The sequence below is a fragment of the Caldimonas tepidiphila genome (assembly GCF_003569765.1).
Classification (GTDB): Bacteria; Pseudomonadota; Gammaproteobacteria; order Burkholderiales; family Burkholderiaceae_C; genus Caldimonas; species Caldimonas tepidiphila.
Genome location: NZ_QXMG01000005.1, coordinates 76,101 through 102,510 on the forward strand (window position 1 = coordinate 76,101; position 26,410 = coordinate 102,510).

Annotated in this window: 20 protein-coding genes; 6 read left to right on the forward strand and 14 right to left on the reverse strand. The window is 72.7% G+C overall.

Annotated elements, in window-relative coordinates; genetic code table 11:
• Window positions 1-28: 28 nt before the first annotated feature.
• The 6 genes from D3A59_RS08800 to D3A59_RS08825 form a co-directional block, all read right to left on the reverse strand.
• Window positions 29-1,849: a PQQ-dependent methanol/ethanol family dehydrogenase gene (locus D3A59_RS08800; RefSeq protein WP_119154539.1), complete on the reverse strand. Its 1,821-nt coding sequence runs from the start codon at window positions 1,847-1,849 to the stop codon at window positions 29-31.
• A 192-nt stretch (window positions 1,850-2,041) separates the two neighbouring features.
• On the reverse strand, window positions 2,042-3,022 hold the full coding sequence (locus D3A59_RS08805; RefSeq protein ID WP_119154540.1) for a quinoprotein relay system zinc metallohydrolase 1: 981 nt from the start codon (window positions 3,020-3,022) through the stop codon (window positions 2,042-2,044).
• A complete protein-coding gene (locus tag D3A59_RS08810) occupies window positions 3,019-3,882 on the reverse strand; it encodes a quinoprotein dehydrogenase-associated SoxYZ-like carrier (RefSeq protein ID WP_119154541.1) in 864 nt (287 codons plus the stop codon). The genes D3A59_RS08805 and D3A59_RS08810 overlap by 4 nt, the downstream gene beginning before the upstream one ends.
• A 100-nt stretch (window positions 3,883-3,982) precedes the next feature.
• Window positions 3,983-4,828, reverse strand: a complete 846-nt coding sequence (locus tag D3A59_RS08815) for an ABC transporter substrate-binding protein (protein WP_119154542.1) — start codon at window positions 4,826-4,828, stop codon at window positions 3,983-3,985.
• The gene (locus D3A59_RS08820) at window positions 4,819-5,565 is read right to left on the reverse strand and encodes an ABC transporter ATP-binding protein (RefSeq protein ID WP_419187242.1); all 747 of its coding nucleotides are present in this window, start codon (window positions 5,563-5,565) and stop codon (window positions 4,819-4,821) included. Before D3A59_RS08820 ends, D3A59_RS08815 begins: the two co-directional genes overlap by 10 nt.
• Window positions 5,566-5,653: 88 nt before the next feature.
• The gene (locus D3A59_RS08825) at window positions 5,654-6,367 is read right to left on the reverse strand and encodes an ABC transporter permease (protein ID WP_119154544.1); all 714 of its coding nucleotides are present in this window, start codon (window positions 6,365-6,367) and stop codon (window positions 5,654-5,656) included.
• Between the two features lie 69 nt (window positions 6,368-6,436).
• On the opposite strand from D3A59_RS08825, the gene D3A59_RS08830 reads away from it, so the two are divergent.
• From D3A59_RS08830 to D3A59_RS08840, 3 genes are all read left to right on the forward strand, one after another.
• Window positions 6,437-7,561: a substrate-binding domain-containing protein gene (locus tag D3A59_RS08830; RefSeq protein WP_119154545.1), complete on the forward strand. Its 1,125-nt coding sequence runs from the start codon at window positions 6,437-6,439 to the stop codon at window positions 7,559-7,561.
• Window positions 7,562-7,624: 63 nt separating this feature from the next.
• Window positions 7,625-9,370: a hybrid sensor histidine kinase/response regulator gene (locus tag D3A59_RS08835; protein WP_119154546.1), complete on the forward strand. Its 1,746-nt coding sequence runs from the start codon at window positions 7,625-7,627 to the stop codon at window positions 9,368-9,370.
• 203 nt (window positions 9,371-9,573) lie between these two features.
• A complete protein-coding gene (locus D3A59_RS08840) occupies window positions 9,574-13,062 on the forward strand; it encodes a PAS domain S-box protein (protein WP_170162326.1) in 3,489 nt (1,162 codons plus the stop codon).
• Window positions 13,063-13,095: 33 nt separating this feature from the next.
• Here D3A59_RS08840 and D3A59_RS08845 read toward each other — a convergent pair whose 3' ends face one another.
• From D3A59_RS08845 to apbC, 7 genes are all read right to left on the reverse strand, one after another.
• Window positions 13,096-13,326: a hypothetical protein gene (locus D3A59_RS08845; protein ID WP_119154548.1), complete on the reverse strand. Its 231-nt coding sequence runs from the start codon at window positions 13,324-13,326 to the stop codon at window positions 13,096-13,098.
• 31 nt (window positions 13,327-13,357) lie between these two features.
• Window positions 13,358-14,587 carry an SUMF1/EgtB/PvdO family nonheme iron enzyme gene (locus tag D3A59_RS08850; protein WP_240635999.1) on the reverse strand — a complete coding sequence of 410 codons (1,230 nt, stop codon included), beginning with the start codon at window positions 14,585-14,587 and terminating at the stop codon, window positions 13,358-13,360.
• A 9-nt stretch (window positions 14,588-14,596) separates the two neighbouring features.
• Complete coding sequence (locus D3A59_RS08855; RefSeq protein ID WP_119154550.1) at window positions 14,597-15,223, reverse strand: TorD/DmsD family molecular chaperone; 627 nt, start codon at window positions 15,221-15,223, stop codon at window positions 14,597-14,599.
• A complete protein-coding gene (locus tag D3A59_RS08860; RefSeq protein WP_170162327.1) occupies window positions 15,220-17,355 on the reverse strand; it encodes a 4Fe-4S binding protein in 2,136 nt (711 codons plus the stop codon). Before D3A59_RS08860 ends, D3A59_RS08855 begins: the two co-directional genes overlap by 4 nt.
• Window positions 17,356-17,370: 15 nt before the next feature.
• On the reverse strand, window positions 17,371-18,069 hold the full coding sequence (locus D3A59_RS08865; RefSeq protein ID WP_119154551.1) for a DUF3306 domain-containing protein: 699 nt from the start codon (window positions 18,067-18,069) through the stop codon (window positions 17,371-17,373).
• A gap of 175 nt (window positions 18,070-18,244) precedes the next feature.
• On the reverse strand, window positions 18,245-18,745 hold the full coding sequence (locus D3A59_RS08870) for a DUF3305 domain-containing protein (RefSeq protein WP_119154552.1): 501 nt from the start codon (window positions 18,743-18,745) through the stop codon (window positions 18,245-18,247).
• A 7-nt stretch (window positions 18,746-18,752) separates the two neighbouring features.
• Window positions 18,753-19,844 (reverse strand): iron-sulfur cluster carrier protein ApbC, encoded by a 1,092-nt coding sequence (gene apbC, locus D3A59_RS08875; RefSeq protein WP_119154553.1) that lies wholly within the window; start codon window positions 19,842-19,844, stop codon window positions 18,753-18,755.
• A 169-nt stretch (window positions 19,845-20,013) separates the two neighbouring features.
• Between apbC and metG the strand changes: the two genes are divergently transcribed.
• The 3 genes from metG (at window position 20,014) to D3A59_RS08890 (ending at window position 25,299) form a co-directional block, all read left to right on the forward strand.
• The gene (gene metG, locus D3A59_RS08880) at window positions 20,014-22,173 is read left to right on the forward strand and encodes a methionine--tRNA ligase (protein WP_119154554.1); all 2,160 of its coding nucleotides are present in this window, start codon (window positions 20,014-20,016) and stop codon (window positions 22,171-22,173) included.
• Between the two features lie 169 nt (window positions 22,174-22,342).
• On the forward strand, window positions 22,343-24,025 hold the full coding sequence (locus D3A59_RS08885; RefSeq protein WP_119154555.1) for a SulP family inorganic anion transporter: 1,683 nt from the start codon (window positions 22,343-22,345) through the stop codon (window positions 24,023-24,025).
• Window positions 24,026-24,351: 326 nt separating this feature from the next.
• Window positions 24,352-25,299, forward strand: coding sequence for a manganese catalase family protein (locus D3A59_RS08890; protein WP_119154556.1), 948 nt, complete (start codon window positions 24,352-24,354; stop codon window positions 25,297-25,299).
• Between the two features lie 131 nt (window positions 25,300-25,430).
• Here the strand turns inward: D3A59_RS08890 and D3A59_RS08895 are convergent, their stop codons facing one another.
• Entirely contained in the window at window positions 25,431-26,399 is a 969-nt protein-coding gene (locus D3A59_RS08895; RefSeq protein ID WP_119154557.1) for a CYTH domain-containing protein, read from the reverse strand.
• Window positions 26,400-26,410 lie beyond the last annotated feature (11 nt).

Sequence of the window (26,410 nt, forward strand, 5' to 3'; positions counted from 1 at the left end):
CACGGCCGCCTTCCCCAGCAACTTCGGATCAGTTGGCTGCGACCTTCACCGCGGGCTGAGCCGCGGCGGTCTTCGCCGGCTTGACGGTCGCGGTGGTGGTGCTGCCGGCCTTCGGCAGCTTGAACACCCAGACCATGCCGCCCTGCTCGAGGTAGTTCACGCGGCTGGCCACGTCGCCGCCCCACAGCGGCACCGCGCCGCCCCAGCCGGAGACCACCGAGACGTACTGCTCGCCGCCCTGCTCCCAGGTCACCGGGGGCGCCACGACGCCCGAGCCGGTCTGGAACTGCCACACGACCTTGCCGGTCTTGGCGTCGGCGGCCTTCAGGTAGCCCTCGGGCGTGCCCCAGAACACCAGGTTGCCGGCGGTGGTCAGCACCCCGCCCCACAGCGGCGCGTTGTTCTTGATCTCCCAGGCGATCTTGCCGGTCTTCGGATCGATCGCGCGCAGCGAGCCGATGTAGTCCTCGTTGAGCGCCTTGATCGTGAAGCCGGCGCCCAGGTAGGCCGCGCCCTTCTTGTAGGTGACCGGCTCGTTCCAGATCTCCATGCCCCACTCGTTGGCCGGCACGTAGAACAGGCCCGTGTCGGGGCTGTAGGCCATCGGCTGCTGGTTCTTGCCGCCGAGGAAGCCGGGCGCGGCGAACACCGAGCTGCCCTTCTTGCCGTCGGCGCCGGCGGTCGGGTCGCCGGGGCGGTTCTCGGGCACGAAGTTCGGACGGCCGGTCTTCAGGTCGACGCCGCTGGCCCAGGTGATCTTCTTGACGAAGGGGAAGGCGTTGAGCAGCTCGCCGGTCTTCGCGTCGTTGACGTAGAAGAAGCCGTTGCGGTCGGCCTTGGCGCCGACGCGGCGGCCGTTCATGTCGAAGGTGACGAACTCGTTGACGCCGTCATAGTCCCAGCCGTCGTTGGGCGTGTTCTGGTAGTGCCACTTGATCTGGCCCGTCTTGACGTCGAGCGCGACGGTGGAGCTGGAGTAGAGGTTGTCGCCCTTGCGCAGGTGGCTGTTCCAAGGCGCCGGGTTGCCGGTGCCGAAGTAGGCCAGGCCCGTCTTCGGATCGTAGGTGCCGCCGAGCCAGGTGGCCGAGCCGCCGGTCTTCCACAGGTCGCCCGGCCAGGTCTTGTTGGTCGTGCCGGAGATGCCGGCTTCCTTCTTGTTGCCGTCGGCGTCGTAGGTGTAGCCCATGTGGCCCTCGACGGTCGGGCGCGACCAGACCAGCGCGCCGGTCTTGGCGTTGCGTGCCTCGACGCGGCCGAGCACCCCGAACTCGCCGCCGGACACGCCGGTCAGCAGCAGGCCGTCGACGATCAGCGGCGCGGCGCTCATCGAGTAGCCGGCGGCGTAGTCGTCGACCTTCTCCTTCCAGACCACGTCACCGGTGTTCTGGTCGAGCGCGACGAGCTGCGCGTCGAGCGTGCCGAAGATCACCAGGTTGTCGTACAGCGCGGCGCCGCGGTTGATCACGTCGCAGCAGGGCATGATGCCCTCGGGCAGGCGGTGCTCGTACTTCCACAGCTTCTTGCCGGTGGTGGCGTCGAGCGCGTAGATGCGCGAGTAGGAGCCGGTGACGAACATCTTGCCGTTGTGGATCAGCGGCTGCGACTCCTGGCCGCGCTGCTTCTCGCCGCCGAAGGAGAAGGCCCATACCGGCGTGAGCTTGCTGACGGTGGAGGTGTTGAGCTGCTTGAGCGGCGAGTAGCGCTGACCCTGGGTGCCGATGCCCCAGCTCAGCACGTCGCCGGTGGTCTGGGCGTCATTCCTGATCATCGCGTCGGTGACGCCGGCGGCCTGGGCCGCCATCGTGGCGAACGCGGTGCTGACCAGGACGGACAGAAGTTGAAGTCGCATGCATGTCTCCTCTTGTTGAACACGACGGACCGGCGCAACGGTGGCCGCGACCCGACGGGGGCCCTTGGCGCAAGCTCCATGCCATCTTCCGTAACCGGCACGGGGCGCCGATGGAGCAGTTCCGGTGTTGCGTGCTGTAGCAGCCCGGCCTCGCGGGACCGGCACTGCTACAGGCTCGAACAGTGCCGCGGCTCAGCGGCCTTTGCCCAGCGCGCGCTGCTCGTAGCGCGGGTAGAGGTGCGCGACGTTGCGGACGTACTCGGTGCGCAGCGCCGCCCAGTCGCGGAACTCCGGCGGGATCGGCTGCGCGAGCAGCTCGGCCATGTCCCAGCCCTGCTCGGCGGCGGACCGGAAGCTCTCGTCGAGCCAGCGCAGGTAGGCCCGCGTCTGCCCGATGCCGCGCGCGTCGTGCACCACCGGGCCGTGGCTCGGCACCATCGCGCGGAAGGGCAGCGCGCCGAGCGCGTCGAGGCTCTTCAGCCAGGGCTCGATGCGCGCGTGCGGCGTGGTCGGGATGCGGTCGGCGAAGACCAGGCCGCCGGCGAACACGACGCCGCTCGCGCGGTCGACGAGCACCAGGTCCGACGCGGTGTGGCCCTCGTACTCGCGCAGCTCGAACTCGCGCCCGCCGAGCACGAGGCGCCCGGGCTGCACGGTGCGGTCGGGCAGCAGCGCCTCGGTGCCGCGCATCCAGTCGCCGCACATGCGGTAGAGGTTGTCCTCGTAGGCCTTGGCCTCGGCGGCCATGCCGGAGGCGGTGGCGGCGGTGGCCAGGCGCGGCACGTCGGCGAAGGCCTGGTTGCCGAGGAAGTAGTCGGGGTGCAGGTTCAGGTGCAGCACCTGCGCGACGGGCTTGCCCGCGGTGCGCTCGACGAGCGCGCGCAGCTGCTCGCCGTAGCGGCGCGACGGGCCGGTGTTGACCACGAGCACGCCGGCGTCCGTCACGATGAAGCCGGTGTTGATGATGTTGCAGCCGTTGGCGGGGCTGAAGTCGTCGTTGGCGCCCTCGACGACGAAGACGCCGGGCGCGAGCTCGCGCGCGGCGAGCCGGTAGTCGAGCGTCGCGGCGTCGGGGGGCGCGGCGCGGGACTCGGCCGCCGGCAGTCCAGCGCACAGCGCGGCGCCGAGCAGCAGCGCGGCGAGGCCGGATCGGAGCGGGCGGTGGCGCTTCATGGTTCGATCCTGCTGCGGATGCGGTTGCCGTTGTTGTCGCTGCCCGAGAGCGTCAGCGCCTCGCGCGGCGCGCGGTTCAGCTCGAACGAGAACACCGGGTTCTCGCTGACCGGCTCGAAGGTCGCCAGGCGCAGCAGCTCGGCGCCCGAGGCCTCGCGCAGGCTCAGGCGGTTGATGAAGAAGGCCGGGATGCCGCCGACGAGGCCGGTGTCCATCGGGTGCATCACGCGCACGCGCAGCCTCGCGCCGCCCTCCATGCGCAGCGCCGCGTTGGCACCCGCGGCGGCCACCGGCGAGAGCTGCGCCGCGGACGCGGGCGAGGACGACGGCGACGCGAACAGCCGGGCGCTGACCTGCCCGAGCGTGCGGTCCCAGCTGCCGTCCTTGCGCGTGACGCCCGGCACGGTGCAGCCGCCGCCGGCGGAATCGACCTGCGCGGTGCCGACATGCCAGACGCCGTCGCGGGTGCGCGCCGCGGCACGCACCGGCGAGGCCTGCTCGAGCTTGAAGCGGAAGGCGATCATCGGCCGCGCCTGCAGCGGCTCGAACTCGAGCACCTTGCGGATCGGGTTGCGGTCCACCAGCACGACGATGCGCTCGATGTCGGCGAGACCCGCCGCGTCGACGCTCACCGGCACGTTCATCGGGTCCTCGGCGAAGGCCGGCGCACGCACGACGACGCGATCGTCGAAGACCACGCGCGCCGCGCCGAAGAACTCGCGCTTCAACTCGGGCCACTGCAGCGAGCGCAGCGGGTCGGCTTCCCGGGGATCGGCCGCGCGCGCGCCCGACGCCAGGACCAGGCCGCAGCCGGCGATGACGACCGCCCTCGCCAGCGGCCGCACAGACAGGGTCAACATGCTCCACTCCCGCACAAGAGCGCCGAATGGTGCAAGTCGCGGGCCAGTGCGGCGTCCGCGGCGGGGAGGAAAAACCCTCGGTGGCGCGCCGCGCGCCTTCTTACTTCGCGGCCTGCGCGTTCGGGAAGAACAGCTGCTCGCCGCCGATCCGGTAGCTCGCGATCGCGGCCTGGCCCGCCGGGGAGACGAGCCAGTCGGCGAAGGCCTGCGCGGCCTCGCGCTTCACGTGGGGATGCCTGGCCGGGCTCACGACGATCACGCCGTAGGGGTTGAAGAGCCTCTTGTCGCCCTCGACCAGCACCGCGAGCTTGCCGCGGTTCCTGAACGACAGCCAGGTGCCGCGGTCGGCGAGCGTGTAGGCATCGGCCGAGGACGCGATGTTGAGCGCCGGGCCCATGCCGCAGCCGCACTCCTTGTAGCCGCCCACCTTGCCGGGGGGCGCCTCGACGCCGGCGGCCTTCCAGTAGCGCAGCTCGGCGGCGTGCGTGCCGCTCTTGTCGCCGCGCGACACGAACGCGGCCGGCGAGGCGGCGATCCTCCTGAGCGCCTCGGCCACGTCCGTGCCCTTCGCGCCGGCCGGGTCGGACTTCGGCCCGACGACGACGAAGTCGTTGTACATGACCGGGCGCCGCGGCAGCCCGAAGCCCTCGGCGACGAACTTCTCCTCGGCCGCCGGGTCGTGCACCATCACCACGTCGGCGTCGCCGCGGCGCGCCATGTCCAGCGCCTGCCCTGTGCCGAGCGCCACCACCCGCACCTCGATGCCGCTGGCCTTCCTGAACTCGGGCAGCAGGTGGCCGAAGAGCCCGGACTGCTCGGTCGAGGTGGTGGACGCCACCGTGATGAAGCGACCCTGCGCCTGCACGGCGGGCACCGCGACGAACGCGGACAGCGCGAGGGCGGCCGCGCCGATCAGCCGGCGGCGCGGCATCGGGGTCATTGCCATGGAAGCTCTCCCTTGAGGAACAGTTCGGCCTCGCGCGGCAGCGGGCCGTGAAAGAAGCGATCGGTGTCGGCGTCGGCGAGCACGCGGCCGTGCTCGAGGTAGAGCACCCGGGTGCCGAGCCGCTTGACCTGGCCGAGGTTGTGCGAGCTCATCAGCAGCGTCATGCCGGCGGCGGCGAACTCCTCGATCAGCGCCTCGACCTCGCGCTTGGCGCTCGGGTCGAGACTCGCGGTCGGCTCGTCGAGCAGCAGCAGCTCGGGCTTGAGCGCCCAGGCCCGCGCGAGCGCGAGGCGCTGCTGCTGCCCGCCCGACAGCGCGCGGCCCGGCACCTCGGCCTCCGCGACGAGGCCCACGCGCTCGAGCGCGGCGAGCGCGAGCCCGCGCCGCTCGCGCCGCGGCACGCCGGCGAGCCACAGGCCGAGCTCGATGTTGGCGCGTGCCGACAGGCGCAGCATGTAGGGCCGCTGGAACACCATCGCCTGGCGGCGCGCCAGCCCCTCGCGCAGGATCTCGCGCCGGCCGCTGCCCGGCGCGATCAGCCCGTGCACGAGGCGCAGCAGCGTGCTCTTGCCGCTGCCGTTGGCACCGACGAGCATCACGCGCTCGCCGGCGTGCAGCGTGAAGCTCACGTCCTCTAGCGCCTGGCGCGCGCCGAAGCGCACGCCAGCGCCGTGGAGGCGCAGCAGTGGCAGCGCGCCCGGCGCGACAGTCACCGCGGGCGCGGCCACCGCATGCATCGGCCGCGCGCTCATTGGTGCACCCTCGCGCTGTGCGCGGTCCCGCCAAGCGGGACTTCGCGCGTCCTGGGGCGGCCCGGCGACGCGCTCATGCCATCACCCTGTCGCTGCGCTCGCCGCGGCCGCGCAGCAGCGCGACGCCCGCGTTGAGCAGCAGCACGACGCCGAGCAGCACCAGGCCGAGCGCGAGCGCGAGCGGCAGGTCGCCCTTGCTGGTCTCCAGCGCGATCGCGGTCGTCATCACGCGCGTGACGCCGTCGATGTTGCCGCCGACGATCATCACCGCGCCGACCTCGGACACCGCGCGGCCGAAGGCCGCGAGCGCGAGCGTCAGCAGCGCCATGCGCTCGTCCCAGGCCACCACCAGCGCCGACAGCAGCCGCCCCGCGCCGAGCGAGCGCAGCTGCTCGCCGTGGTCGCGCAGCGCGTCCTCCAGCGTCTGGCGCGACAGCGCCGCGACGATCGGCAGCACCAGCACCGTCTGCGCGATCACCATCGCGCCGGGCGTGAACAGCAGCCCGAAGGAGCCCAGCGGCCCGGCGCGCGACAGCAGCAGGTAGATCACGAGGCCGACCACCACCGGCGGCAGCGCGAGGCAGGTGTTGAGCAGCACCAGCACCGCGCGCCGGCCGGGAAAGCGCGCGACCGCGAGGAAGGCTCCCGCGAGCAGGCCCAGCACGCTGCCGAGCACGCAGGCCGTGGCGCTCACCGCGAGCGACAGGCCGACGATCTGCCAGAGCCGTGCGTCCTGCGACACGAGCAGCGCGCCGGCCGCAAGCAGGCTTTCGAGGAAGGGATTCATCGGGAGACGGGGAACTGCAACCGGCCGCTATGCTAGGCGGCGCGGGCCATTCCGGCGATATGAAGACTCATGCATAGGATCCACCTCAGCTACTCGCTCGGCCCCGAGTCCGACGGCCCCTCGCCCGAGCTGCACCACCCGCTGATGCGCCTGCTCGACGCGGTGCGCGAGCACGGCTCGATCTCGGGCGCGGCGCGCGCGCTCGGCCTGTCCTACCGCCACGCCTGGGGCGAGCTCAGGCGTTGGGAGGAACAGCTCGGCCATCCGCTCGTGCTGTGGAACAAGGGCCAGGCGGCGCTGCTGTCGCCCTTCGGCGAGAAGCTGCTGTGGGCCGAGCGCGGCGCGCGCGCGCGGCTCGCGCCGCAGATCGAGGCGCTGCGCAGCGAGCTGCAGCGCGCCTTCGCGGTGGCCTTCGACGACAGCGCCGGCGTCGTGCCGATGCTCGCGAGCCACGACGACGCGCTGCCGCAGCTGCGCGCGCTGGCGCTGCGCGCCGCGAACCTGCACCTCGACATCGGCTTCACCGGCAGCGTCGACGCGCTGCACTCGCTCAACCAGGGCCGCTGCCTGCTCGCCGGCTTCCACGCCCTCACCGACGCGCCAGCGCGCTCGCCCACCGCGCGCGTGTACCGGCCGCTGCTCAAGCCCGGGCGCCACAAGCTGATCGGCTTCGCGCAGCGCACGCAGGGGCTGATCGTGCCGCCCGGCAATCCGCGGCGCCTGCAGGGTCTGGCCGAGCTGCTGCAGCCCGGCCTGCGCTTCGCGGCCCGGCCGCAGGGCAGCGGCACGCGCGTCGTGCTCGAGGAGCTGCTCGCCGCGCAGGGCCTCGACGCCGCGGGCCCCGGCGGGCTGCAGCACACCGAGCCCTCGCACGAGGGCGTGGCCGAGGCGGTCGCCGCGGGCCGCGCCGACGCGGCCTTCGGCATCGAGGCGGCCGCGCGCCGTCGCGGCCTCGACTTCGTGCCGCTGGCGCGCGAGCGCTACTTCCTCGTCGGGCTGGCCGGCACGATCGAGCATCCGGAAGTGCGGCAGCTGCGCGAGGTGCTGGCCTCGCCGGAATGGACCCGCACGCTCGCCTCCATCCCCGGCTACGCCCCGGACCATGGCGGCGAGGTGCTGTCGCTGCGGCGCGAGCTGCCGTGGTGGACCTACCGCAGCCCGAGGCCGGGCGCGGCGGCGCCGGCACCACAATAGCGGGGCGGCAGGCCCCGTCCCCGGCCGCGAGGCCCTCCACCGACGGCATCAGGCAGTACCCCGATGAGCAGACTCCGCACCCATCAGCTCGCCACCGCCGTGGCCACCCTCACCGCCGGACTGCTCGCCGCGAGCTTCTGGGCCGAGCGCAACGTCGACGCGCAGTTCCTGCCGCACGGCTTCTGCTTCACCTGGATCCCGGGCCTGCTGTGGCTGCACGTGCTCAGCGACGGCCTGATCGGCCTGGCCTACGTCTCCATTCCCGTCACGCTGCTGCACTTCGTGCGCAAGCGCGAGGACCTGCCCTTCCACTGGATGTTCGTGCTCTTCGCACTGTTCATCGTCGGCTGCGGCTTCACGCACCTGCTCGGCATCTGGACGGTGTGGAACCCCGACTACTGGTTCTCCGGTACCGTGAAGGCGCTCACCGCCGCCGTCTCGGTGCTGACCGCGGTGGCCCTGGTCTTCCTGATCCCGAAAGCCCTGGCGCTGCCGACGGTGGCGCAGCTGCGCGCCGCGAAGGAGGCGCTGGAGGCCGAGGTGCAGACACGCCGCGCGGTCGAGGAGGAACTGCGCCGCGCCCGCGACGCGCTCGAGCGCCGGGTCGAGGAGCGCACCGTGGAGCTCAGCCGCGCCACCGCGCTGGCCGAGCAGGCGCGCGCCGAGGCCGAGGCCGCCAACCGGATGAAGGACCAGTTCCTCGCCAAGGTCTCGCACGAGCTGCGCACGCCGCTGCAGGCGACGCAGAGCTGGGTGCAGGTGCTCGGCCGCGGCGGCCTCGACGCCGCCACGCAGCGGCTCGCGCTGGACCGCATCGAGCACAACGTCAGGACGCAGGCGCGGCTGATCGACGACCTGCTCGACATCTCGCGCATCCTCAGCGGCAAGCTGCGGCTGGACCTCGCGCCGGCCGAGCCGCAGGCGCTGATCGCCAAGGCGGCCGACATCGTGCGTCCGGCCGCCGCGCAGCGCGGCATCGCGCTCGAGCTGCGCCTCGACACCGGGGGCGGCGTGACGATGGAGACCGACGCGGTGCGCTTCGAGCAGGTGGTGTGGAACCTGATCAGCAACGCCGTGCACGCCAGCCCCGACGGCGGGCGCGTGTGCGTCGAGGCCGAGGTGGCGGGGGAGCGGCTGCGGCTGCGCGTCATCGACCGGGGGCGCGGCATCGAGCCGCAGGAGCTGGCGCTGATCTTCGAGCCCTTCCATCAGGGCAGCCAGGGCGCGCCGGGCCACCGCGGGCTGGGACTGGGGCTGGCGATCACGCGCAGCATCGTCGAGCAGCTGGGCGGGGAGATCCGCGCGCGCAGCGACGGGTCCGGGCGCGGCGCGGTCTTCGAGGTCGAGCTGCCGGTGCGGCGCGTCGTGGCGGCCGCCACGCCGGCCGCGCCGCCCTCCTCCGCGACGCAGGGCGCGCCCCTGCAGGGCCGGCGCATCCTGTTCGTCGAGGACGAGGCCGACATCGCCGCGGCCATCGGCACCATGCTGCGGGCGTCGGGCGCCGAGGTGAGGACCTGCGGCCGCTACGACGAGGCGCTGCCGCAGGTGCGCGCCGCGGACTTCGACCTGCTGCTGTCGGACCTCAACCTGCCGGGGGGCGGCAGCGGCCTGGACTTGGCGCGCGAGCTGCGCGCGACGCCCGCCGCCCGGCACATTCCCGCCGTCGCGCTGTCCGCACACGGCTCCAAGGAGGACCGGCGCGCGACGGCTGCCGCCGGGTTCTCGCGCCACCTCGTCAAGCCGGTCGACGCCGGGGAGCTGGTGAACACCCTGATGCTCGTGCTCCGGGGAGTTGCGGGATTGCGATGACAGAAACATCCGCGTAACGTTGTTGCATTGCAACACGCCTTGCCGGTACATTTGGTTGGCACAGCCGGCGTTCCTCGACAACGGAAAAACACAAGCTGGACGCGGCCCCGGGCGATAGGACGAGCGGTTTCAAGGGAGCTTCAGGGATGAAAGCGTGGCGCGTGTTGTTCGTGGGCGACCGACTGCGGGCGGGGCAGGCCGGAATGCGCCCGTGCCCGCAGGCGCTGCAGCCGCTCCGGCTGGAAACGGCCGACAGCCTCCCCGAGGCGCTCGCCCGCTTCACCCCGGAGGCACCCGACTGCCTGCTGGTCGATCAGGAGTTCGCCGCCCTGGCCGACGGTTCACTGCTCGCGGCGCTGCCGCGCACGACCGAGGGCCTGCCGGCCTGCGCGGTGGTGGTGCTGGCGGATGCGGCGGCCGCGCCCGGGACGCGCGCCCTGCTGCGCGCGGGCGTGCAGGACATCGTGCCGCGCGAGCTGCCCCCCGGCGCCCTGGGCCTTGCCGTCGGCAACGCGATCGAGCGCCACGCGCTCGCGCGCGAGGCCGTCGCGCGCGAGCGCGCGCTGCAGGAAAGCGAGGCGCACTGGCGCCACAGCATCGAGTTCAATCCGCAGATGGCCTGGTCGGCCGACGCCCTCGGGCGCGTCGCCAGCGTCAGCGAGCGCTGGCTCGAGCGGGTGGGCCTCACGCGCGAGCAGGCGCTCGGCGAAGGCTGGATCCAGCTCCCGCATCCGAGCGACCTGACGGCGACGGTGCGCGCCTGGTCGCGCTCGGTGCGCACCGGCGAGCCCTACGACATCGAGCACCGCATCCGCCTCGCCGACGGCAGCTACCGCTGGATGCGCTCGCGCGCACTGCCGCGCCGCGACGCCGGGGGGCGCATCGTGCACTGGTACGGCACGATGGAGGACATCGACGACCGCAAGCAGGCGGAGTTCGCGCTGCGCATCAGCGAGGAGCGCTTCCGCGAGCTGGCCGACAACATCTCGCAGCTCGCCTGGACCGCCGACGGCGACGGCTGGGTCTACTGGTTCAACCGCCGCTGGTACGACTACACCGGCTTGACCGAGGAGCAGGCGCTGGGCTGGGGCTGGAAGCAGCTCCACCATCCCGAGCACCACGAGCGCGTGATGGCCGGCATCCGGCACAGCTGGGACAGCGGCGAGGCCTGGGAGGACGTCTTCCCGCTGCGCGGCCGCGACGGCAGCTACCGCTGGTTCCTGTCGCGCGCGACGCCGGTGCGCGCGTCCGACGGCTCGGTGCTGCGCTGGTGCGGCACCCACACCGACGTCACCGACCAGCGCGCCGCCGAGGCCGCGCTGCGCCGCAGCGAGGAGCGCTTCCGCATCGCGCTGGCGCATTCGCCGGTGATGGTCTTCGAGCAGGACCTGGCGCTGCGCTACCGCTGGATCTCCAACCCCCTGCCGGGCCTCGACTGCGAAGCGTTCGCGGGACGCCGCCCCCACGAGCTGATGCGCGCCGAGGACGCCGACGCGCTGGAGGCGCTGGCCCGCAAGGCGATCTCGAGCCGGCGCACGGTGCGGCAGGAGGTGACGCTGCTGCTGCACGACGGCCGGCGCCTGTGGTGGGACCTCACGGTGGAGCCGATGGTCGAGCTCGACGGCCGGCTCTCCGGCGTCATCGGCTCGGCCGTGGACCGCACCGATTCGAAGCGCAGCGAGCTCGCGCTCAAGGAGAGCGAGGACCGGCTGGAGCTCGCGCTGCAGGTCGCGCGCGGCTTCGCCTTCGACTGGGACCGCAGCAGCGGCCGCGTGATCCGCTCCTGCGGCTTCGGCGCGCTGCTCGGGCTGCCCGACGACGAGGCGGCGGCGCAGCCGCAGAGCAGCGTGGGCCACCATGTCGCGAACGTGCATCCCGAGGACCGCGCCGCGCTGGAGCAGCGGCTGCGGGAGCTCCGCCCGGAGCAGCCGGCCTACGTCGCGCAGTACCGCGTGGTGCGGCCGGACGGCCGCATCGTGACGCTGGAGGAGGCGGCCCGCGGCAGCTTCGACGAAGCGGGCCGGCTCGCGGGGCTCGTCGGGCTGTGCGCCGACGTGACGCAGCGCGTCGAGGCCGAGACGCTGCGGCGCCGGCACGAGCACGAGCTGCAGACGCTCGCGGACAACACGCCCGACATCCTCGTGCGCTTCGACCGCGCACTGCGCTGCGTGTTCGCCAATGCCGCGATCGAGGACGTCATCGGCCTGAAGCCCGCGCGCCTGCTCGGGCGCAGCTTCAGCGGGCTCGGCCTGCCGTCCGCGCTGTGCGGCCAATGGGAGACCGCACTGCGCGAGGTGATGGCCAGCGGCGAGGCGCGCACGCTCGAGTTCACGCTGGTGCGGCCCGACGGCACCCACCACTACTCGGGACGGCTCGTGCCCGAGCCCGACGGCGCCCGCGTGGAACAGGTGCTGGCGGTGGTCCACGACGTCACCGAGCGCCGCCTGATGGAGCAGGAACGCGAGGAGCTGCTTGCCGCCGAGCGCGCCGCGCGCACCGAGCTGGAACGCATCGCACAGCTCAAGGACCAGTTCCTCGCGACGCTCAGCCACGAGCTGCGCACGCCGCTGAACGCAATCGTCGGCTGGACCCACCTGCTGCGCCGGCAGGCCGCCGAGTCCAAGCTGCTGCAGGACGGGCTCGACGTGATCGGGCGCAACGCGCGGCTGCAGACGCAGCTGATCGACGACCTGCTGGACATGAACCGCATCCTCGCGGGCAAGCTCGTGATGGAGGCCCGCCCGGTGGAGCCGGAGGCGGTGGCGCAGAACGCAGCCGACAGCCTGAGGCTGGCCGCCGAGCGCAAGGGCGTGCAGCTCGAGCTGCGCCAGGGCGAGGCGCTGCCGCGGCTGCAGGGCGACGCCGGACGGCTGCAGCAGGTGCTGGTCAACCTGCTGAGCAACGCGGTGAAGTTCACGCCTTCGGGCGGCCGCGTGACACTGGCGACGCGCCGCTGCGAGGGCGGCGTGCAGTTCGTCGTCGAGGACAGCGGTCAGGGCATCGAGCCGCACTTCCTTCCGCGCCTGTTCGAGCGCTTCAGCCAGGCCGACGCGTCGACCACGCGCAGCCACGACGGGCTCGGCCTGGGGCTGTCCATCGTCAAGCACCTCGTCGAGCTGCACGGCGGCAGCGTCGCGGCCGCGAGCGACGGGCCGGGCCGGGGCGCGACCTTCACGGTGACGCTGCCCGCGGCCGAGGGGGGCGACGCCGCCGCGGCGCCGCGCTCCCCGGCGTCCGCCGACGCGATGGCGATCCCGGTCCTGGACGGCGGCGGCGCCTCGCTCGCCGGCCTGACGGTGCTGCTGGTGGACGACCAGCCGGACGCGCTCGAGCCGGTGCGGCGGCTGCTGAAGGAGTGCGGCGCGCGCGTGCTGACGGCCGGCTCGGGCTTCGAGGCGCTCGACAGCCTGCGGCGCGAGCACCCCGACCTGCTCGTCAGCGACGTCGGCATGCCCGGCATGGATGGCTACCGGCTGATCCGCGAGGTGCGCGAGCGGCTCGGCCTCGGCGCCGACGAGCTGCCCGCGCTCGCGCTCACCGCCTTCTCGCGCGCCGAGGACCGCCAGAAGGCGCTCGCCGCCGGCTTCCAGGCCCACCTCGGCAAGCCGCTCGAACCGCAACTGGTGCTGTCGACGGTGGAGCGACTGGCCGCGCGCAGCGTCCGCGCGCGCGCCGTTCCCTCGGCGGGCTGAAACCCCGGCGCGGCGGCGTCGCGGCTGCGTCGCTCAGGGGCTGCGGGAATCCCGCGCGTCGGCGGCGGCGCGCGAGCCGGCTGCCACGGCCTCTGCCCGCTCCCCGGCGACCGCGCCGGCCTGCCACAGCACGGCGATCTCCTGCCCGAGCAGCGAGCGGTCGAGGAAGGCCAGGCACCAGCTGCCGAAGCCGCGCCGGGTGACGGGGCCCGGCTGCCGCACCGGCAGCCCGGCATGGCGGGGATCGCGCATGAGCAGTTTCATCGGGACATCCTGAGCTGCGGGAGCGGCCCGCCTACAGCGAGCAGCTGCGGAAGCCCGAGAAGCCCGCGTCGCGTCCCGGCGGCGCGAAGCCGCGCAGCCGCGGGTGGCGCAGCCGCGCGCGCGTCGCGAAGGAGCCGCCGCGCAGCACCAGCGCGTCGCCGAAGTCCTGCTCGGAGAGCTGCCCGGCGCAGCGCGAGAAGCCGGGATAGGGGCGCAGGCGGCTCGCGGTCCACTCCCACACCTCGCCCCAGCGGAAGCCGCGCGGGCCGGCCGTCACCGCGGCCCGCTCCCACTCGGCCTCGGTCGGCAGGCGCCGTCCCGCCCAGCGGCACCAGGCCTGCGCCTCGTGCCAGCTCACGTGCAGCACCGGCGCCGCTGCCGGCACCTGCTGCAGCGTGCCGAAGCGGCGCAGCAGCACGCCGCTGCGCATCTGCTCGACTGCGCGCGGCGCGCGGCGCCCGAGCGCATCGACCCATTCCCAGCCTGAGGGCGACCACCAGTGCGGCTCGTCGTAGCCGCCGTCCTCGACGAACTCGGCGAACTGCGCCCAGCTCACCGGCTGGGCGTCGATCTCGTGCTCGGGCAGCGCCTGCTCGTGCGCGCCCTGCTCGTTGTCGAACACGAAGCCGGCGCCTGCCGGCGTGCCGAGCCGCCAACGGCCCGCCGGCAGCACGATCGGCGCCAGCGGCGGAGCGGGCTGCGGCTCGAGCGGCAGCGGCGGCTTCACGCCCCACCACTGCGCCAGCTCGGCGAGCTGCTCGCCGCAGCGGTCCTCGTGGAACAGCGCGAGGCGGAAGGCATAGAGCGCGTCGTCGCTCTCCGGGCAGTGCGCGAGCAGCTCGAGCGTGGTCTCGAGCGTGTCGACCAGGTAGGCACGCACCGCCGCCGGCGGCGGCAGGTCGAGCCGGCCGCGCTCGGCGAGCGGGCAGCACGCGGGGTCCCACCAGCGATCGGCCTGCGACTCGACCGACGCGAGCCGCGGGCCCTCGGGGTCGGCCGTCGCGCCGCGCAGGCGCTGCAGGTTGCGCGCGATCCAGCGCTCCTGGAACCAGCCGACGTGGCCGAGCAGCCACGCGGGCGGCGGCAGCAGGTCGTCGGGCTCCTGCGCCTGCGGCGGCACGTCCAGCCGCGGCTCGAGCGCCGCGAACAGCGCCAGCGTGCGGTTGCGCGCCTCGATCAGCGCGAGCGACAGCAGCTCCCTGCCGGCCTCGCGCATCGGCTGAGGCGCGTCGAGCTGGTCCGGTCCCGCCGCTGCGGCCAAGTGCCGTCCCTACGCGTCCATCAGGTCGAAGCCCTGGGCCTCGACCTCGAAGAAGTCGCGCGCGAAGCCGGCGACCGCGCGGTAGAAGTCGGCGCGCGGATGCGCGGCCAGCGTGTCCCACAGCGCGCCGGCCCAGCCCTGCAGGTGGGTCGAGAAGAAGCGGTGCTGGCGCGCCAGGTTGCTCACGCCGGCGTCGTCGCCGGCGATCAGGTAGCGCATCACCTCGCAGAGGTAGGCGATGTGGTCCTCGGTCTCGCTCATCGCCGGGTCGCGCGCGAGGCCGAGCTCGGCGAGCTCGTGGCGCAGCGCCACGAGCGGCTTCTCGTTGAGCGCGCCGGCCTGGTAGTAGGAGCCGAACAGGAAGATCTCGGGCTTGCCGAGCGCGACGAAGAGCGCGTCGAACTCCTCGAGCACCTTGGCGTGCGACAGGCGCCGTGCGGTGCCGACCAGCTCGCCCCAGCTGTTCTCGAGGAAGGCGCCGGGCGCGGGCGCCTCGGTGGGCGCCACCGCGAGCTGCGCATGCAGCTCGGCCGACGGCGGCGCATACAGCAGCGCGGCGAGCAGCCCGTAGGCCTCGGCGCGGGCGAGTTCCTCGCGGTCGTCGGGAGTGCTCAGTGTCAGGGCTTGGGGCTTCACAGGTCGGTGATCCGGACTTCGTTGGGATTGGTGTGCATGTCGATCACGCGGCAGTCGCCGCACATCTTCAGCCGCTCGAGCGCCCGGCCCTGGAACATCGCGTGGCCGGCGAGCTTGCCCATCATCGCCTCGATCGCGCGCAGCGTGCCGAAGGGTTTGCCGCAGCTCACGCATTCGAAGGGTCGGGCCTCGTTCAGGACCCGCGCCTGCTTGCGCGCCTTGCCGCCGTCGGCGAGCCACAGCCGCGGCTCGAGCGTGATCGCCTTCTCGGGGCAGGTGCCGGCGCACAGGCCGCACTGCACGCAGTTCTTCTCGATGAAGCGCAGCTGCGGCCGCTCGGCGTTGTCGGCCAGCGCCCCTTCCGGGCAGGCGCCGACGCAGCTCAGGCACAGCGTGCAGCGCTCGCTGTCCACCACCAGGCTGCCGAAGGGCGAGGCCGCCGGCAGCGCGATCGTCTCGGCCTTGACCGGCGCCTGCGCGAGCAGGTGGTCGAGCGCGAGGTCGAGCGTGCTGCGCTTGTCGGCCTGGATCGCGTAGCTCGCGGGCTTGGCGACGCCCTGCGCCGGCGGTGCCTGCAGCGCCGCGTCGAGCGCGGCGAGGTCGCGCGCGTCGCGCGCCTCGATCAGGCGCAGGTGCCGGCCCTCGTAGCCGAGGCCGTTGAGGATGGCCTGCGCGACGCCGATCTGCGCGCCGACCGCCTCGCGGTACTCGGGCGCCTCCTCGCCGGTCATCAGCACCCAGACCTGGCTGGCGCCGTAGGCGACGGCCGACAGCCACAGGTCGATGCCGGCCGACGCGGTGTGCCACAGGTCCACCGGCAGCACGCGCGCGGGCAGGCCGCGGATCGAGCGGTCGGCCTGCGCGGCGCGGCCGAGGTCGGCCACCATCTGCGCGCCGGCGCCCTGGCTGTGCAGCAGCAGCGCCGCGTCGCGGCCGCCCGCGGCGCGGTAGGTGGACAGCAGCGTGCGCAGGCGCGTGCCCTGGTCGGCGGCGCGCGGGTAGGCGTAGGACAGCGCGCCGCTCGGGCACACGGTGGTGCAGGCGCCGCAGCCGACGCACAGGTTGGGGTTGACCTTGATGCCGCCGGTGGTGGTGCGCTCGCTCGCGACCGCGCGCGCCGAGCAGACGTCGATGCAGGCGGTGCAGCCCTCGCGCTCGTTGCGGCTGTGCGCGCAGAGCTTGGCCTTGTACTGGAAGAAGCGCGGCTTCTCGAACTCGCCGACCAGCTCGCGCAGCTTGAGCACGGCGGGCGTGAGCTGGCTCGCGTCGGCGACGTGGAAGTAGCCCTGCGGCGGCTGGTGCTGGGTGAAGAGCGGACGCGCGCCGAGGTCGAGGATCAGGTCGAAGCTCTCGCTCTGCGTCTGCGCCTGGCGCTCGAAGTCGATCGCGCCGACCGCCTCGCAGGCGCGCACGCAGGCGCGATGGCCCTTGCACGCGTCGAGGTCGATCTGGTAGCTGAAGTCGATCGCGCCCTCGGGGCAGGCCTCGATGCAGGCATTGCAGCGCGTGCACAGGTCGAGGTCGATCGGGTTGTCGGGCGTCCACTGCACCTCGAAGGCGCCGAGCCAGCCGCTGATGCGCTCGACGCGGCCGGCGAGCACCGGCAGCGTGCGGGCCTGCGGCAGCGCGCCGCCAGCACGCGGCAGCAGCAGCGTCACGTCGAGCTTGTCGGCCAGCAGCTCGGCGGCCTGCTGCGCGGCGTCGGCCGCGCCGATCACGAGCACGCGGCCGGCGGACTTGTAGCTCACGGTCGCCACCGGCTCCGGGTCGGGAAGCTGGGCCGCGGCGATCAGCGCGGCGATCTTGGGCGTCACCGACGCGGGCTTCTCGCGCGCGGCGGCCGACCAGCCGGCGGTCTCGCGGATGTTGACGAAGCGGATCGGCCGCTCCTGCAGGCTCGGGGCGCCCTCGGTCTGCTCGGCGAGCTCCTGGAACAGGCGCTGCTCCTGCGTGCAGGCCACCAGCAGATCCTCGCCGCTCCTGGCCGCGCGCTGGAAGGCGCCGGCATCGCGCCGGCACAGGGTGGTGTGCACCGGCAGCCGGGCGCCGGCGAGCTGGTCCTCGAGCGCGTCGCTCAAGGCCGGGCCGTCCAGCGGCATCGTGCGGTTGCAGTTGCAGATCAGGGTTTTCATCGTGGCTTGTCTCGTTCAGGCGCCTCGCGTCGGCGGCGCATCGGGCTCCGGCGACGGGGCCGGGTCGTCGTCGACCGGCGGCATCTCGGCATGCTCCCCGGCCGCCGTCGCACCCGACCCGGTTTCGGTCTCGGGCGCGGAGGCTGCGTCGGCCTCCTCGGCGCGCGACTGTGACACAGCCTCCTGCGGGCTGTCCTGCGTAGGGGCGGCCCCGGATGTGGCGTCTGCCACGGCAGCGCGATTTTCCTGCGCCTCCTCCTCGTCGCGGAACAGGCCGAGCATCTTCGACTGGTTCATCTTGCGCAGCATCGCCAGCGGGATCGGGTCCGGCTTGGAATAGTCGTCGATGTAGATGTCGAGCCCGTCCATCACGTTGTAGTGGGGATCGGTGAACAACTTCTTCATCGCGGCGCGCTTGACGTCCTCGTCGACGCCGCGGCGCATGAAGGCCGAGTAGTCCGACTCGCGCGTGAGGCGGGCGACATCCTCCATCGAGGGCAGCGGCAGCGGCTCGTTCCCGGCGGCAGCGGGCGCGCCGGGCGGCGGCACGGGCTCGGGCGACGCGGACGGGACGGCGGGCGGGACCACGCTGCCGGCCGCGGCGGGCGGCCGGTCCGCCGCGGGCGCGGGCTTCGGCGGCTCCTCGGGCGCGCGGCCCTCGCGCACCTCGCTCTTGCGGCGTGCCCAGCGGGAAAAGAAACCTTCTTCGCTCATCATGACCTCGGGCGAAGTGCCGCCAGCGGCGGCGGGTGCGGGGACCGGCGGGGGTCCCGGCGCGGTGGCGTCGCCGCGCGCCGGGACGTCCCCGGCCGCACGCGACCTTCGTCTTTCCAGGAGGGGCGAGTTTCGCGCCCGCCCCCCTGATGTGCCGGATGCGCCGGCGGCCGGCTCAGCCGCGCGGGCCGCCGCCGCGCTCGCCCGGGGCCCGGAACGAGGCCGGCCGGGCACGCTTCTTCGGCTCGGGCCTGTAGTGCTCGTCGGTCCAGGCCTGCAGCCATGCGGCGATGTCGGCCGGCAGCGGCAGGTTGTCGACGCGCTCCTGCGCGTCGAGCCAGCGCCCGGCCTCGTTGTAGGACAGGCTCACCGTGACCGGCCGCGCCTGCGAGGGGTCCTCGTCGTCGACGCGCCACAGCACGAACCACACCGGCTGCCCCGACGTCAGGTTCAGGTGGTAGCCCTCGCCCTCGTCGCGGAAGAGTTCCACCCGGAAGCCCGGGTGCAGCCAGCGCGCGATGCGGCCGTCGTCGTGCAGCAGCCGCGGCTCGCTGCCGAAGGCCGGCTGCTGCGGCACCACCTCGGCGAGCCGGAAGCGCCAGTCCTCCCAGCGGTTGGGAGACGCCTCGCGCTCGAGCACGACGGCGACTTCGACGCAGGGGCGCTCGCTCGGCATCGCGACCTCAGGTGCCCTTGGAGATCGAGATGGTCGGGAACTTCGACGAGTAGTCCTTGGCCTTCTCGGCGATCTTCACCGCCACCTGGCGCGCGACCGACTTGTACAGCCCGGAGATCTCGCCCTCGGGCTCGCTGACCACCGTCGGGCGGCCGGCGTCGGCCTGCTCGCGGATCGACAGGTTCAGCGGCAGCGCGCCGAGGTAGTTGACGCCGTACTCGACCGCCATCTTCTTGCCGCCCTCGGAGCCGAAGATGTGCTCGGTGTGGCCGCAGTTCGGGCAGCAGTAGACCGCCATGTTCTCGACCACGCCGATGATCGGCACGCCGACCTTCTCGAACATCTTCAGGCCCTTGCGCGCGTCGAGCAGCGCGATGTCCTGCGGCGTCGTGACGATCACGGCGCCGGTCAGCGGCACCTTCTGGCTGAGCGTGAGCTGGATGTCGCCGGTGCCCGGGGGCATGTCGACGAGCAGGTAGTCGAGCTCGCCCCAGTTGGTCTGGCGCAGCAGCTGGTCGAGCGCCTGGGTGGCCATCGGGCCGCGCCAGATCATCGGGTTGTCGGCCTCGATCAGGAAGCCGATCGACATCACCTGCACGCCGTAGTTCTCGAGCGGCTCCATGGTCTGCCCGTCCACGCTCTCGGGGCGGCCGTCGATGCCCATCATCGTCGGCTGGCTCGGGCCGTAGATGTCGGCGTCCAGGATGCCGACCTTCGCGCCCTCGGCGGCGAGCGCCAGCGCGAGGTTGACGGTGGTCGTGCTCTTGCCGACGCCGCCCTTGCCGGAGGCGACCGCGACGATGTTCTTGACCTTGGGCAGCAGCTGCACGCCGCGCTGCACCGCGTGCGCGATCACCTTGCTCGTGATGTTCGCGGAGACGTTCTCGACGCCCGCGACGCCGCGCGCGGCGGCGATCAGGCTCTTGCGCAGCGCCGTGACCTGGCTTTTCGCCGGGTAGCCGAGCTCGACGTCGAAGGACACGTCGCCGTCCTCGATGCGCAGGTTCTTCAGCTGGCGGGTCGAGACGAAGTCGCGGCCGGTGTTGGGGTCGACGACGCTCTTGAGCGCGTCCAGGAGGGCTGCTTCGGTGATGGCCATGCGCGTATCGGAATAGGGTCTGTCGCGGGAGTGCGGCAGTCTAGCTCAGGGTGGATAACCACGGAGCCCGCCTTCCCGGGAGCGGGTGCCCGGCCGCCGCATGCAGGCCCAACCCTAGAATCGGCAGCTTCGCCCGAGACTTGATGCGCGTTTTCACGCGCCCCTCCCGATGACCCGCAAGCTCTTCGTCACCACCGCCCTGCCCTACGCCAACGGCGCCTTCCACATCGGCCACATCATGGAATACATCCAGGCCGACATCTGGGTGCGCCACCAGCGCCTGCACGGCCACCAGGTGCACTTCGTCGGCGCCGACGACGCCCATGGCGCGCCGATCATGATCGCCGCCGAGAAGGCGGGCGTGACGCCGCAGGAGTTCGTCGCGCGCATCGCCGCCGGCCGCAAGCAGTACCTCGACGGCTTCCACGTCGCCTTCGACAACTGGCACTCGACCGACGGCCCGGAGAACCACCAGCTCGCGCAGGACGTCTACCGCGCGCTGAAGAAGAACGGCCTGATCTTCACGCGCGAGATCGAGCAGTTCTTCGACCCGGTGAAGAACATGTTCCTGCCCGACCGCTACATCAAGGGCGAGTGCCCGAAATGCAGCGCAAAGGACCAGTACGGCGACTCCTGCGAGGTCTGCGGCGCGGTCTACGCCCCGACCGAGCTGAAGAACCCGTACTCGACGCTCACCGGCGCCACACCCGTGATGAAGAAGAGCGAGCACCACTTCTTCCAGCTCAGCTCGCCGCGCTGCGTCGAGTTCCTGAAGTCCTGGACGCAGGACGGGCGCCTCCAGCCCGAGGTCGCCAACAAGGTGCGCGAGTGGTTCGCGACCGACGAGGACGGCCAGGGAGGCCTGGGCGACTGGGACATCTCGCGCGACGCGCCCTACTTCGGCATCGAGATCCCGGACGCGCCGGGCAAGTACTTCTACGTCTGGCTGGACGCGCCGATCGGCTACCTCGCCTCGCTGAAGAACTGGTTCGACAAGGGCGGGCCGCGCCAGAAGTACGGCGAGGCGCGCAGCTTCGAGGAGTTCATGGCCTCGCCCGAGGTGGAGCAGTACCACTTCATCGGCAAGGACATCACCTACTTCCACACGCTGTTCTGGCCCGCGATGCTGCACTTCAGCGGCCGCAAGGTGCCGGACAACGTGTTCGTGCACGGCTTCATCACCGTCAGCGGCGAGAAGATGAGCAAGAGCCGCGGCACCGGGATCGACCCGCTGCGCTACCTCTCGCTCGGCATGAACCCCGAGTGGCTGCGCTACTACATCGCCGCCAAGCTCAACTCGCACGTCGAGGACGTGGACTTCAACCCCGAGGACTTCGTCGCCCGGGTCAACTCCGACCTCGTCGGCAAGTACGTCAACATCGCCAGCCGCTGCGCGAGCTTCGTGCACAAGTACTTCGAGGGGGCGCTTGCGAACCCGATCGACGCCGACAAGTTCCGCAAGCTGATCCCGGTCGCCGCGGTGCAGGGCCGCGAGCAGGCGATCGCGGATGCGATCGACAAGCGCGAGTACAACCGCGCAGTTCGCGAGATCATGGCCGCGGCCGACGAGATCAACCAGTACTTCGACACGGCCAAGCCCTGGGAGCTGGCCAAGGACCCGTCGCAGCGCGTCGCCAACAGCGAGCTGCACGAGGTGCTGACCGGCTGCCTCGAGGGCTTCAAGTACCTGACGCTGTTCCTCGCGCCGATCCTGCCGGACCTCACCGCACGCGCCTTCCGCTTCCTCGGCTTCGACGCGCCCTTGAGCTGGGAGCAGCGCGCCACCTGCGTGAAGACGATCGGCGTCTACGAGCACCTGATGACGCGCGTGGACGCCAAGATGCTCGACGCGCTGTTCGAGCCGCCGGCGGCAGTCGCGGCTCCGGCCCCTGCGCCGAAGGCGGCCGCTGCGGCCCCTGCGGCGGAGGCGGCGGAGGCCGCGGCACCTGCCGCCGACGCGCCGACGCCCGGCGGCGAGGCGATCGCGCCGACGATCGGCATCGAGGACTTCACGAAGATCGACCTGCGCATCGCGCGCATCGTCAACGCCGAGCACGTGGAGGGCGCCGCGAAGCTCCTGCGCCTGACGCTCGACGTCGGCGAGGGCCGCCACCGCAACGTCTTCTCCGGTATCAAGAGCGCCTACGACCCGGAGCAGCTCGTCGGCAAACTCACCGTGATGGTCGCCAACCTCGCGCCGCGCAAGATGAAGTTCGGCATCAGCGAGGGCATGGTGCTCGCTGCGAGCCACGCGGACGAGAAGGCGAATCCCGGCATCTACGTGCTGGAGCCCTTCCCCGGCGCCCAGCCGGGCATGCGGGTGCGTTGATCGGGCCTTCAAGGCCTGTCACAATGTGAAACGGCCATGAAGCACCCCACCCCGCGCGATTCGATCGTCAGGCTGCCCTCGCGGCGCCGGCGCTTCATCGCGCGGTGTCATCACTGCGGTCCTCCGGCGGCGGCTGTTCCAGCCCGCCGTTCCTCATTCCGGAGATCGCATGCTGCCCCTTCCGCTCCACCCCTTCCGCCCGCGCCTCGTTGACGCGCTGCGCGGCTACGACCGCCAGCGCTTCGCGCGTGACCTCTCCGCGGGCATCACGGTCGGCATCGTCGCGCTGCCGCTGGCGATGGCCTTCGCGATCGCGTCGGGCGTCAAGCCCGAGCAGGGCATCTTCACCGCGATCATCGCCGGGCTGATCGTCGCCGCACTCGGCGGCTCGAACGTGCAGATCGCCGGGCCGGCGGGCGCCTTCATCGTCATCGTCTACGGCATCGTCGAGCGCTACGGGCTCGGCAACCTGCTGATCTCCACCGCGCTGGCCGGCGTGCTGCTGTTCCTGATGGGCTGGCTGCGGCTCGGGGTGCTGGTGCGCTACATCCCGGTGTCGATCATCATCGGCTTCACCAACGGCATCGCTGTGCTGATCGGGCTGTCGCAGGTCAAGGACCTGCTCGGCCTGGAGGTCGCGCAGATGCCGGCCGACTTCTTCACGCAGCTCGGCGTGCTCGCCCGCCGGCTGCACACCGTCAATCCCGCGGCGGTCGCGATCGGCCTGGGCTGCCTCGCGCTGGTGGTGGTCTGGCCCAAGTCCTACGCGATGCCGACCGCGCCGAGCGGCACGCGCGAACGGCTGCTACGAGTGATGGCGCGGCTGCCCGGCACGATCGTCGCGCTCGCGCTCGCGACGCTGGCCACCGTCGCCCTCGGCCTGCCGGTGGAGACGATCGGCTCGCGCTTCGGCGGCATCCCGCAGCAGCTGCCCGAGTTCGCGCTGCCCGCCTTCAGCTGGGAGGGCGCCAAGCAGCTCTTCATCCCGACGCTGACGATCGCGCTGCTCGGCGCGATCGAGTCGCTGCTGTGCGCGCGCGTGGCCGACAACCTGACCGAATTCCCGCGCCACGACCCGAACCAGGAGCTGATGGCGCAGGGGGTGGCGAACATGGTGGTGCCCTTCTTCGGCGGCATCCCCGCCACCGGCACGATCGCGCGCACCGTCACCAACGTGCGCTCGGGCGCCGCCACGCCGGTGGCCGGCATCGTGCACGCGCTGGGACTGCTGCTCGTGGTGCTGGTCGCGGCGCCGCTGGCGGCCCACGTGCCGCTCGCCGCGCTGGCCGGCATCCTGCTGTTCGTCGCCTGGAACATGGGCGAGTGGCGCGAGTTCGCGCGGCTGCGCCACTTCAACCTGCCCTACCGCACCATCCTGCTCGGCACCTTCGTGCTGACGGTGGTGTTCGACCTGACGGTGGCGGTGCAGGTGGGGCTGGCGATGGCCTGCGGCTTCTTCATCTACCGCATGAGCGTGCTGTTCCGCGTCGAGGCGCTCGCGCTGTCGCAGGCGCCGCCCGGCATGCAGGCGATGCGGCTGTTCGGCCCGCTGTTCTTCGGCGCCGTCGTGAAGGTGGAGGCGATCGGCGAGCAGCTCGCGCCGGACACGCGCGTGCTGGTGCTGGAGATGTCGCGGCTGATCTCGATGGACACCACCGGTCTGGACGCGCTGGAGCAGCTGTACCGCACGCTCGAGCGCCGCGGCGTGCAGCTGGTGCTGTGCGAGGTCAACGCGCAGCCGCTCGGGCTGCTGCGGCGCTCGGGCTTCACAGCCCGGCTCGGCGAGCACGGCCTCGCGCCCGACCTGACGCAGGCGCTCGCGGCGATGCACAGCGAGCCGCGGGCCGCGTGAGGGGAAGGCCGGCGCGAGCGCGCCGGCCGCCGGGGATCAGGACCCGCCCTGCTGCGGGCGCTTGCCCTTGTTCTTCTTGTTGCGGGTGTGCGGGCCCCGCGCCTTGATTTCCTGCATCGCTGAATTCATCGCTTCTCCTGGATCGCGCGCCTCGACGGGCGCAGAAGGTCATCGGGTGGGGAGGCCGCGCGCAGCGCCTCCTGCCCCCTTCGGGCAAAAGGCGCTCCCACCCTCCCCGGTCGCATGTTGGGAACAACCCTTGCCCCGGAGGCATGGGCGGCCGCGTCGGCCGCCCCGAGATTGCGTTCGATCTGAAAGGAAGTTGGATGTTCGCGCACAACAAGCGATTGCAATACACGGTCCGCGTCAACGAGCCGAATCCCGGCCTCGCCAACCTGCTGCTGGAACAGTTCGGCGGCCCGCAGGGCGAGCTCGCCGCGGCGCTGCGCTACTTCACGCAGGCGCTGTCGGAGGACGACCCCGGCCGCAAGGACATGCTGATGGACATCGCCACCGAGGAGCTCAGCCACCTCGAGGTGATCGGCACGATGGTGGCGATGCTCAACAAGGGCGCCAAGGGCCGCATCGCCGAAGGCGTGGACCGCGAGGCCGACCTCTACCGCTCGATCAACGGCGCCGGCAACGACTCGCACGTCACGCAGGTGCTCTACGGCGGCGGCACGCCGCTGGTCAACTCCGCGGGCGTGCCATGGACGGCCGCCTACATCGACACGATCGGCGACCCGACCAGCGACCTGCGCTCGAACATCGCGGCCGAGGCGCGCGCGAAGATCGTCTACGAGCGGCTGATCAACTGCACCGACGATCCCGGCGTGAAGGAGGCCCTCGGCTTCCTGATGACGCGCGAGGTCTCGCACCAGAAGTCCTTCGAGAAGGCGCTGTACTCGATGGAGCCCAACTTCCCGCCGGGCAAGCTGCCCGCGGACCCGCGCTTCGCGAGCACCTACTACAACATGTCGCAGGGCGAGGGCGACATGCGCGGGCCGTGGAACAACGACGAGAACTTCCAGTTCGTCACCGGCGAGCAGGCGATCTCGCCGGCCGACGGCGGCGACGGCATGGCGCAGGTGCGGCTCGGGCCGGACGAGATGCAGCGCGTCGAGCAGGCCGCGATGCGGCTGCGCTCCGACCCGGGCAGCAACCCGACCACCGGGGCCGAGCTCGGCATGAGCCCGAAGGAGGAGGCGCTGGAGGCGGCGGGCTCGGGCAAGACGACGCCGAAGGCGGGCGGCGCCTCCGGGAAGAAGAAGTAAAGCCCGGGGCCGCAGCCCTGGCGCCCGACGAGGCCGCGCCTCGCGGCGATCGACCCGCATCGTGAGGTTCGGCGCCGCGACGGAGGGCGCCTTGCGCGACCGCGGCGCCCGGGCGGCCCCTCGCGCTCGCTTCAGTCGAGCGCGAGCAGCTCGAGCCACAGTCGCTGGACCGGCGCGCCGCGCAGCCGTGCCGTCAGTGCCGCTCCGGCCGCCGCCGGCAGGCCTTCGCCCAGCGCCGCGCAGCGTGGTGCCAGGGACGCGGCATCGGCGCGGCCGTCGCGCGCCGCGATCAGGCGCAGCAGCCGCGCGAGCCGGCGCAGCCCGGCGCGCAGCGCCGCCAGGTGCGCGGTGCCGCCGCTGCCCGCGGCGAGCTCGCTCTGCGCGGCCAGCACCGCCGCCAGCGTGCGCACCGCGGCGTCGCGCCGCGCGGCCGCGCCGGCGCCCCTCCCCGGCGCGCGCGGCAGCGGACGTGGCGGCGCCACGGGTTCCGGCCCGGCGCCGGCCCGCGCCAGCCGCTCCCCGCGCTCGGCCTTGGAGCGCGTGTCGAGCCACAGTCCATGGCGCCGCACCCAGCGCGCCGCGTGGTCGAGCAGGTCGGCCGGCACGCCCTCGAGCAGCTCGATCTCGAGCTCGCATACTGCCGTGTGCCGCTCGCCCGCCGCGATCACACCCTCGTCGAAGGCGAGCTCGAGCAGCGCGCCGCGGTGCCAGGCACGGCGCGCGAGGCGGCGGATGTCGGTGCGGTAGCGCTCGGCGAGCGGCGCGGGCGACGCTGCCAGCAGCGCGAGCAGCTGCTCGCCGCCGGAGGTGCCGGCGTGCCGCCGCGGGTCGGCTGCCAGCCCGTCGACCTCCGCCAGCGGCACGTTGTGCTCGAAGCGGCCGAGCGCGCCGGCGCCGGCGGCCTTGAGCGTCTGCACCGGCAGGTCTCCCTCGCGCCGCACGCGCAGCGCCATGCGCGCGGCCGCCAGCCGCGTGTCGGCTGTGTCGAAGTAGCGCGCCTGCAGCCGCAGCCGTGCCGGCGCCGGATGGCGCCGCAGCGCCGCCTCCACCGCGGCGCGGCGCGCGCGCGGGACCTGGAACTTGATCTCGAATTCATGCATGGGGCGACATT

Coding starts and splice junctions, on each gene's coding strand:
- D3A59_RS08870 (WP_119154552.1), bottom strand. CDS start 18,745: ATGCCGAGCGAGCGCCCCTGCGTCGAAGTCGCCGTCGTGCTCGAGCGC.
- D3A59_RS08895 (WP_119154557.1), bottom strand. CDS start 26,399: ATGCATGAATTCGAGATCAAGTTCCAGGTCCCGCGCGCGCGCCGCGCC.
- D3A59_RS08840 (WP_170162326.1), top strand. CDS start 9,574: ATGCGCCCGTGCCCGCAGGCGCTGCAGCCGCTCCGGCTGGAAACGGCC.
- D3A59_RS08825 (WP_119154544.1), bottom strand. CDS start 6,367: ATGAATCCCTTCCTCGAAAGCCTGCTTGCGGCCGGCGCGCTGCTCGTG.
- D3A59_RS08885 (WP_119154555.1), top strand. CDS start 22,343: ATGCTGCCCCTTCCGCTCCACCCCTTCCGCCCGCGCCTCGTTGACGCG.
- metG (WP_119154554.1), top strand. CDS start 20,014: ATGACCCGCAAGCTCTTCGTCACCACCGCCCTGCCCTACGCCAACGGC.
- apbC (WP_119154553.1), bottom strand. CDS start 19,844: ATGGCCATCACCGAAGCAGCCCTCCTGGACGCGCTCAAGAGCGTCGTC.
- D3A59_RS08810 (WP_119154541.1), bottom strand. CDS start 3,882: ATGTTGACCCTGTCTGTGCGGCCGCTGGCGAGGGCGGTCGTCATCGCC.
- D3A59_RS08890 (WP_119154556.1), top strand. CDS start 24,352: ATGTTCGCGCACAACAAGCGATTGCAATACACGGTCCGCGTCAACGAG.
- D3A59_RS08815 (WP_119154542.1), bottom strand. CDS start 4,828: ATGGCAATGACCCCGATGCCGCGCCGCCGGCTGATCGGCGCGGCCGCC.
- D3A59_RS08820 (WP_419187242.1), bottom strand. CDS start 5,565: ATGCATGCGGTGGCCGCGCCCGCGGTGACTGTCGCGCCGGGCGCGCTG.
- D3A59_RS08830 (WP_119154545.1), top strand. CDS start 6,437: ATGCATAGGATCCACCTCAGCTACTCGCTCGGCCCCGAGTCCGACGGC.
- D3A59_RS08865 (WP_119154551.1), bottom strand. CDS start 18,069: ATGAGCGAAGAAGGTTTCTTTTCCCGCTGGGCACGCCGCAAGAGCGAG.
- D3A59_RS08805 (WP_119154540.1), bottom strand. CDS start 3,022: ATGAAGCGCCACCGCCCGCTCCGATCCGGCCTCGCCGCGCTGCTGCTC.
- D3A59_RS08860 (WP_170162327.1), bottom strand. CDS start 17,355: ATGAAAACCCTGATCTGCAACTGCAACCGCACGATGCCGCTGGACGGC.
- D3A59_RS08800 (WP_119154539.1), bottom strand. CDS start 1,849: ATGCGACTTCAACTTCTGTCCGTCCTGGTCAGCACCGCGTTCGCCACG.
- D3A59_RS08835 (WP_119154546.1), top strand. CDS start 7,625: ATGAGCAGACTCCGCACCCATCAGCTCGCCACCGCCGTGGCCACCCTC.
- D3A59_RS08845 (WP_119154548.1), bottom strand. CDS start 13,326: ATGAAACTGCTCATGCGCGATCCCCGCCATGCCGGGCTGCCGGTGCGG.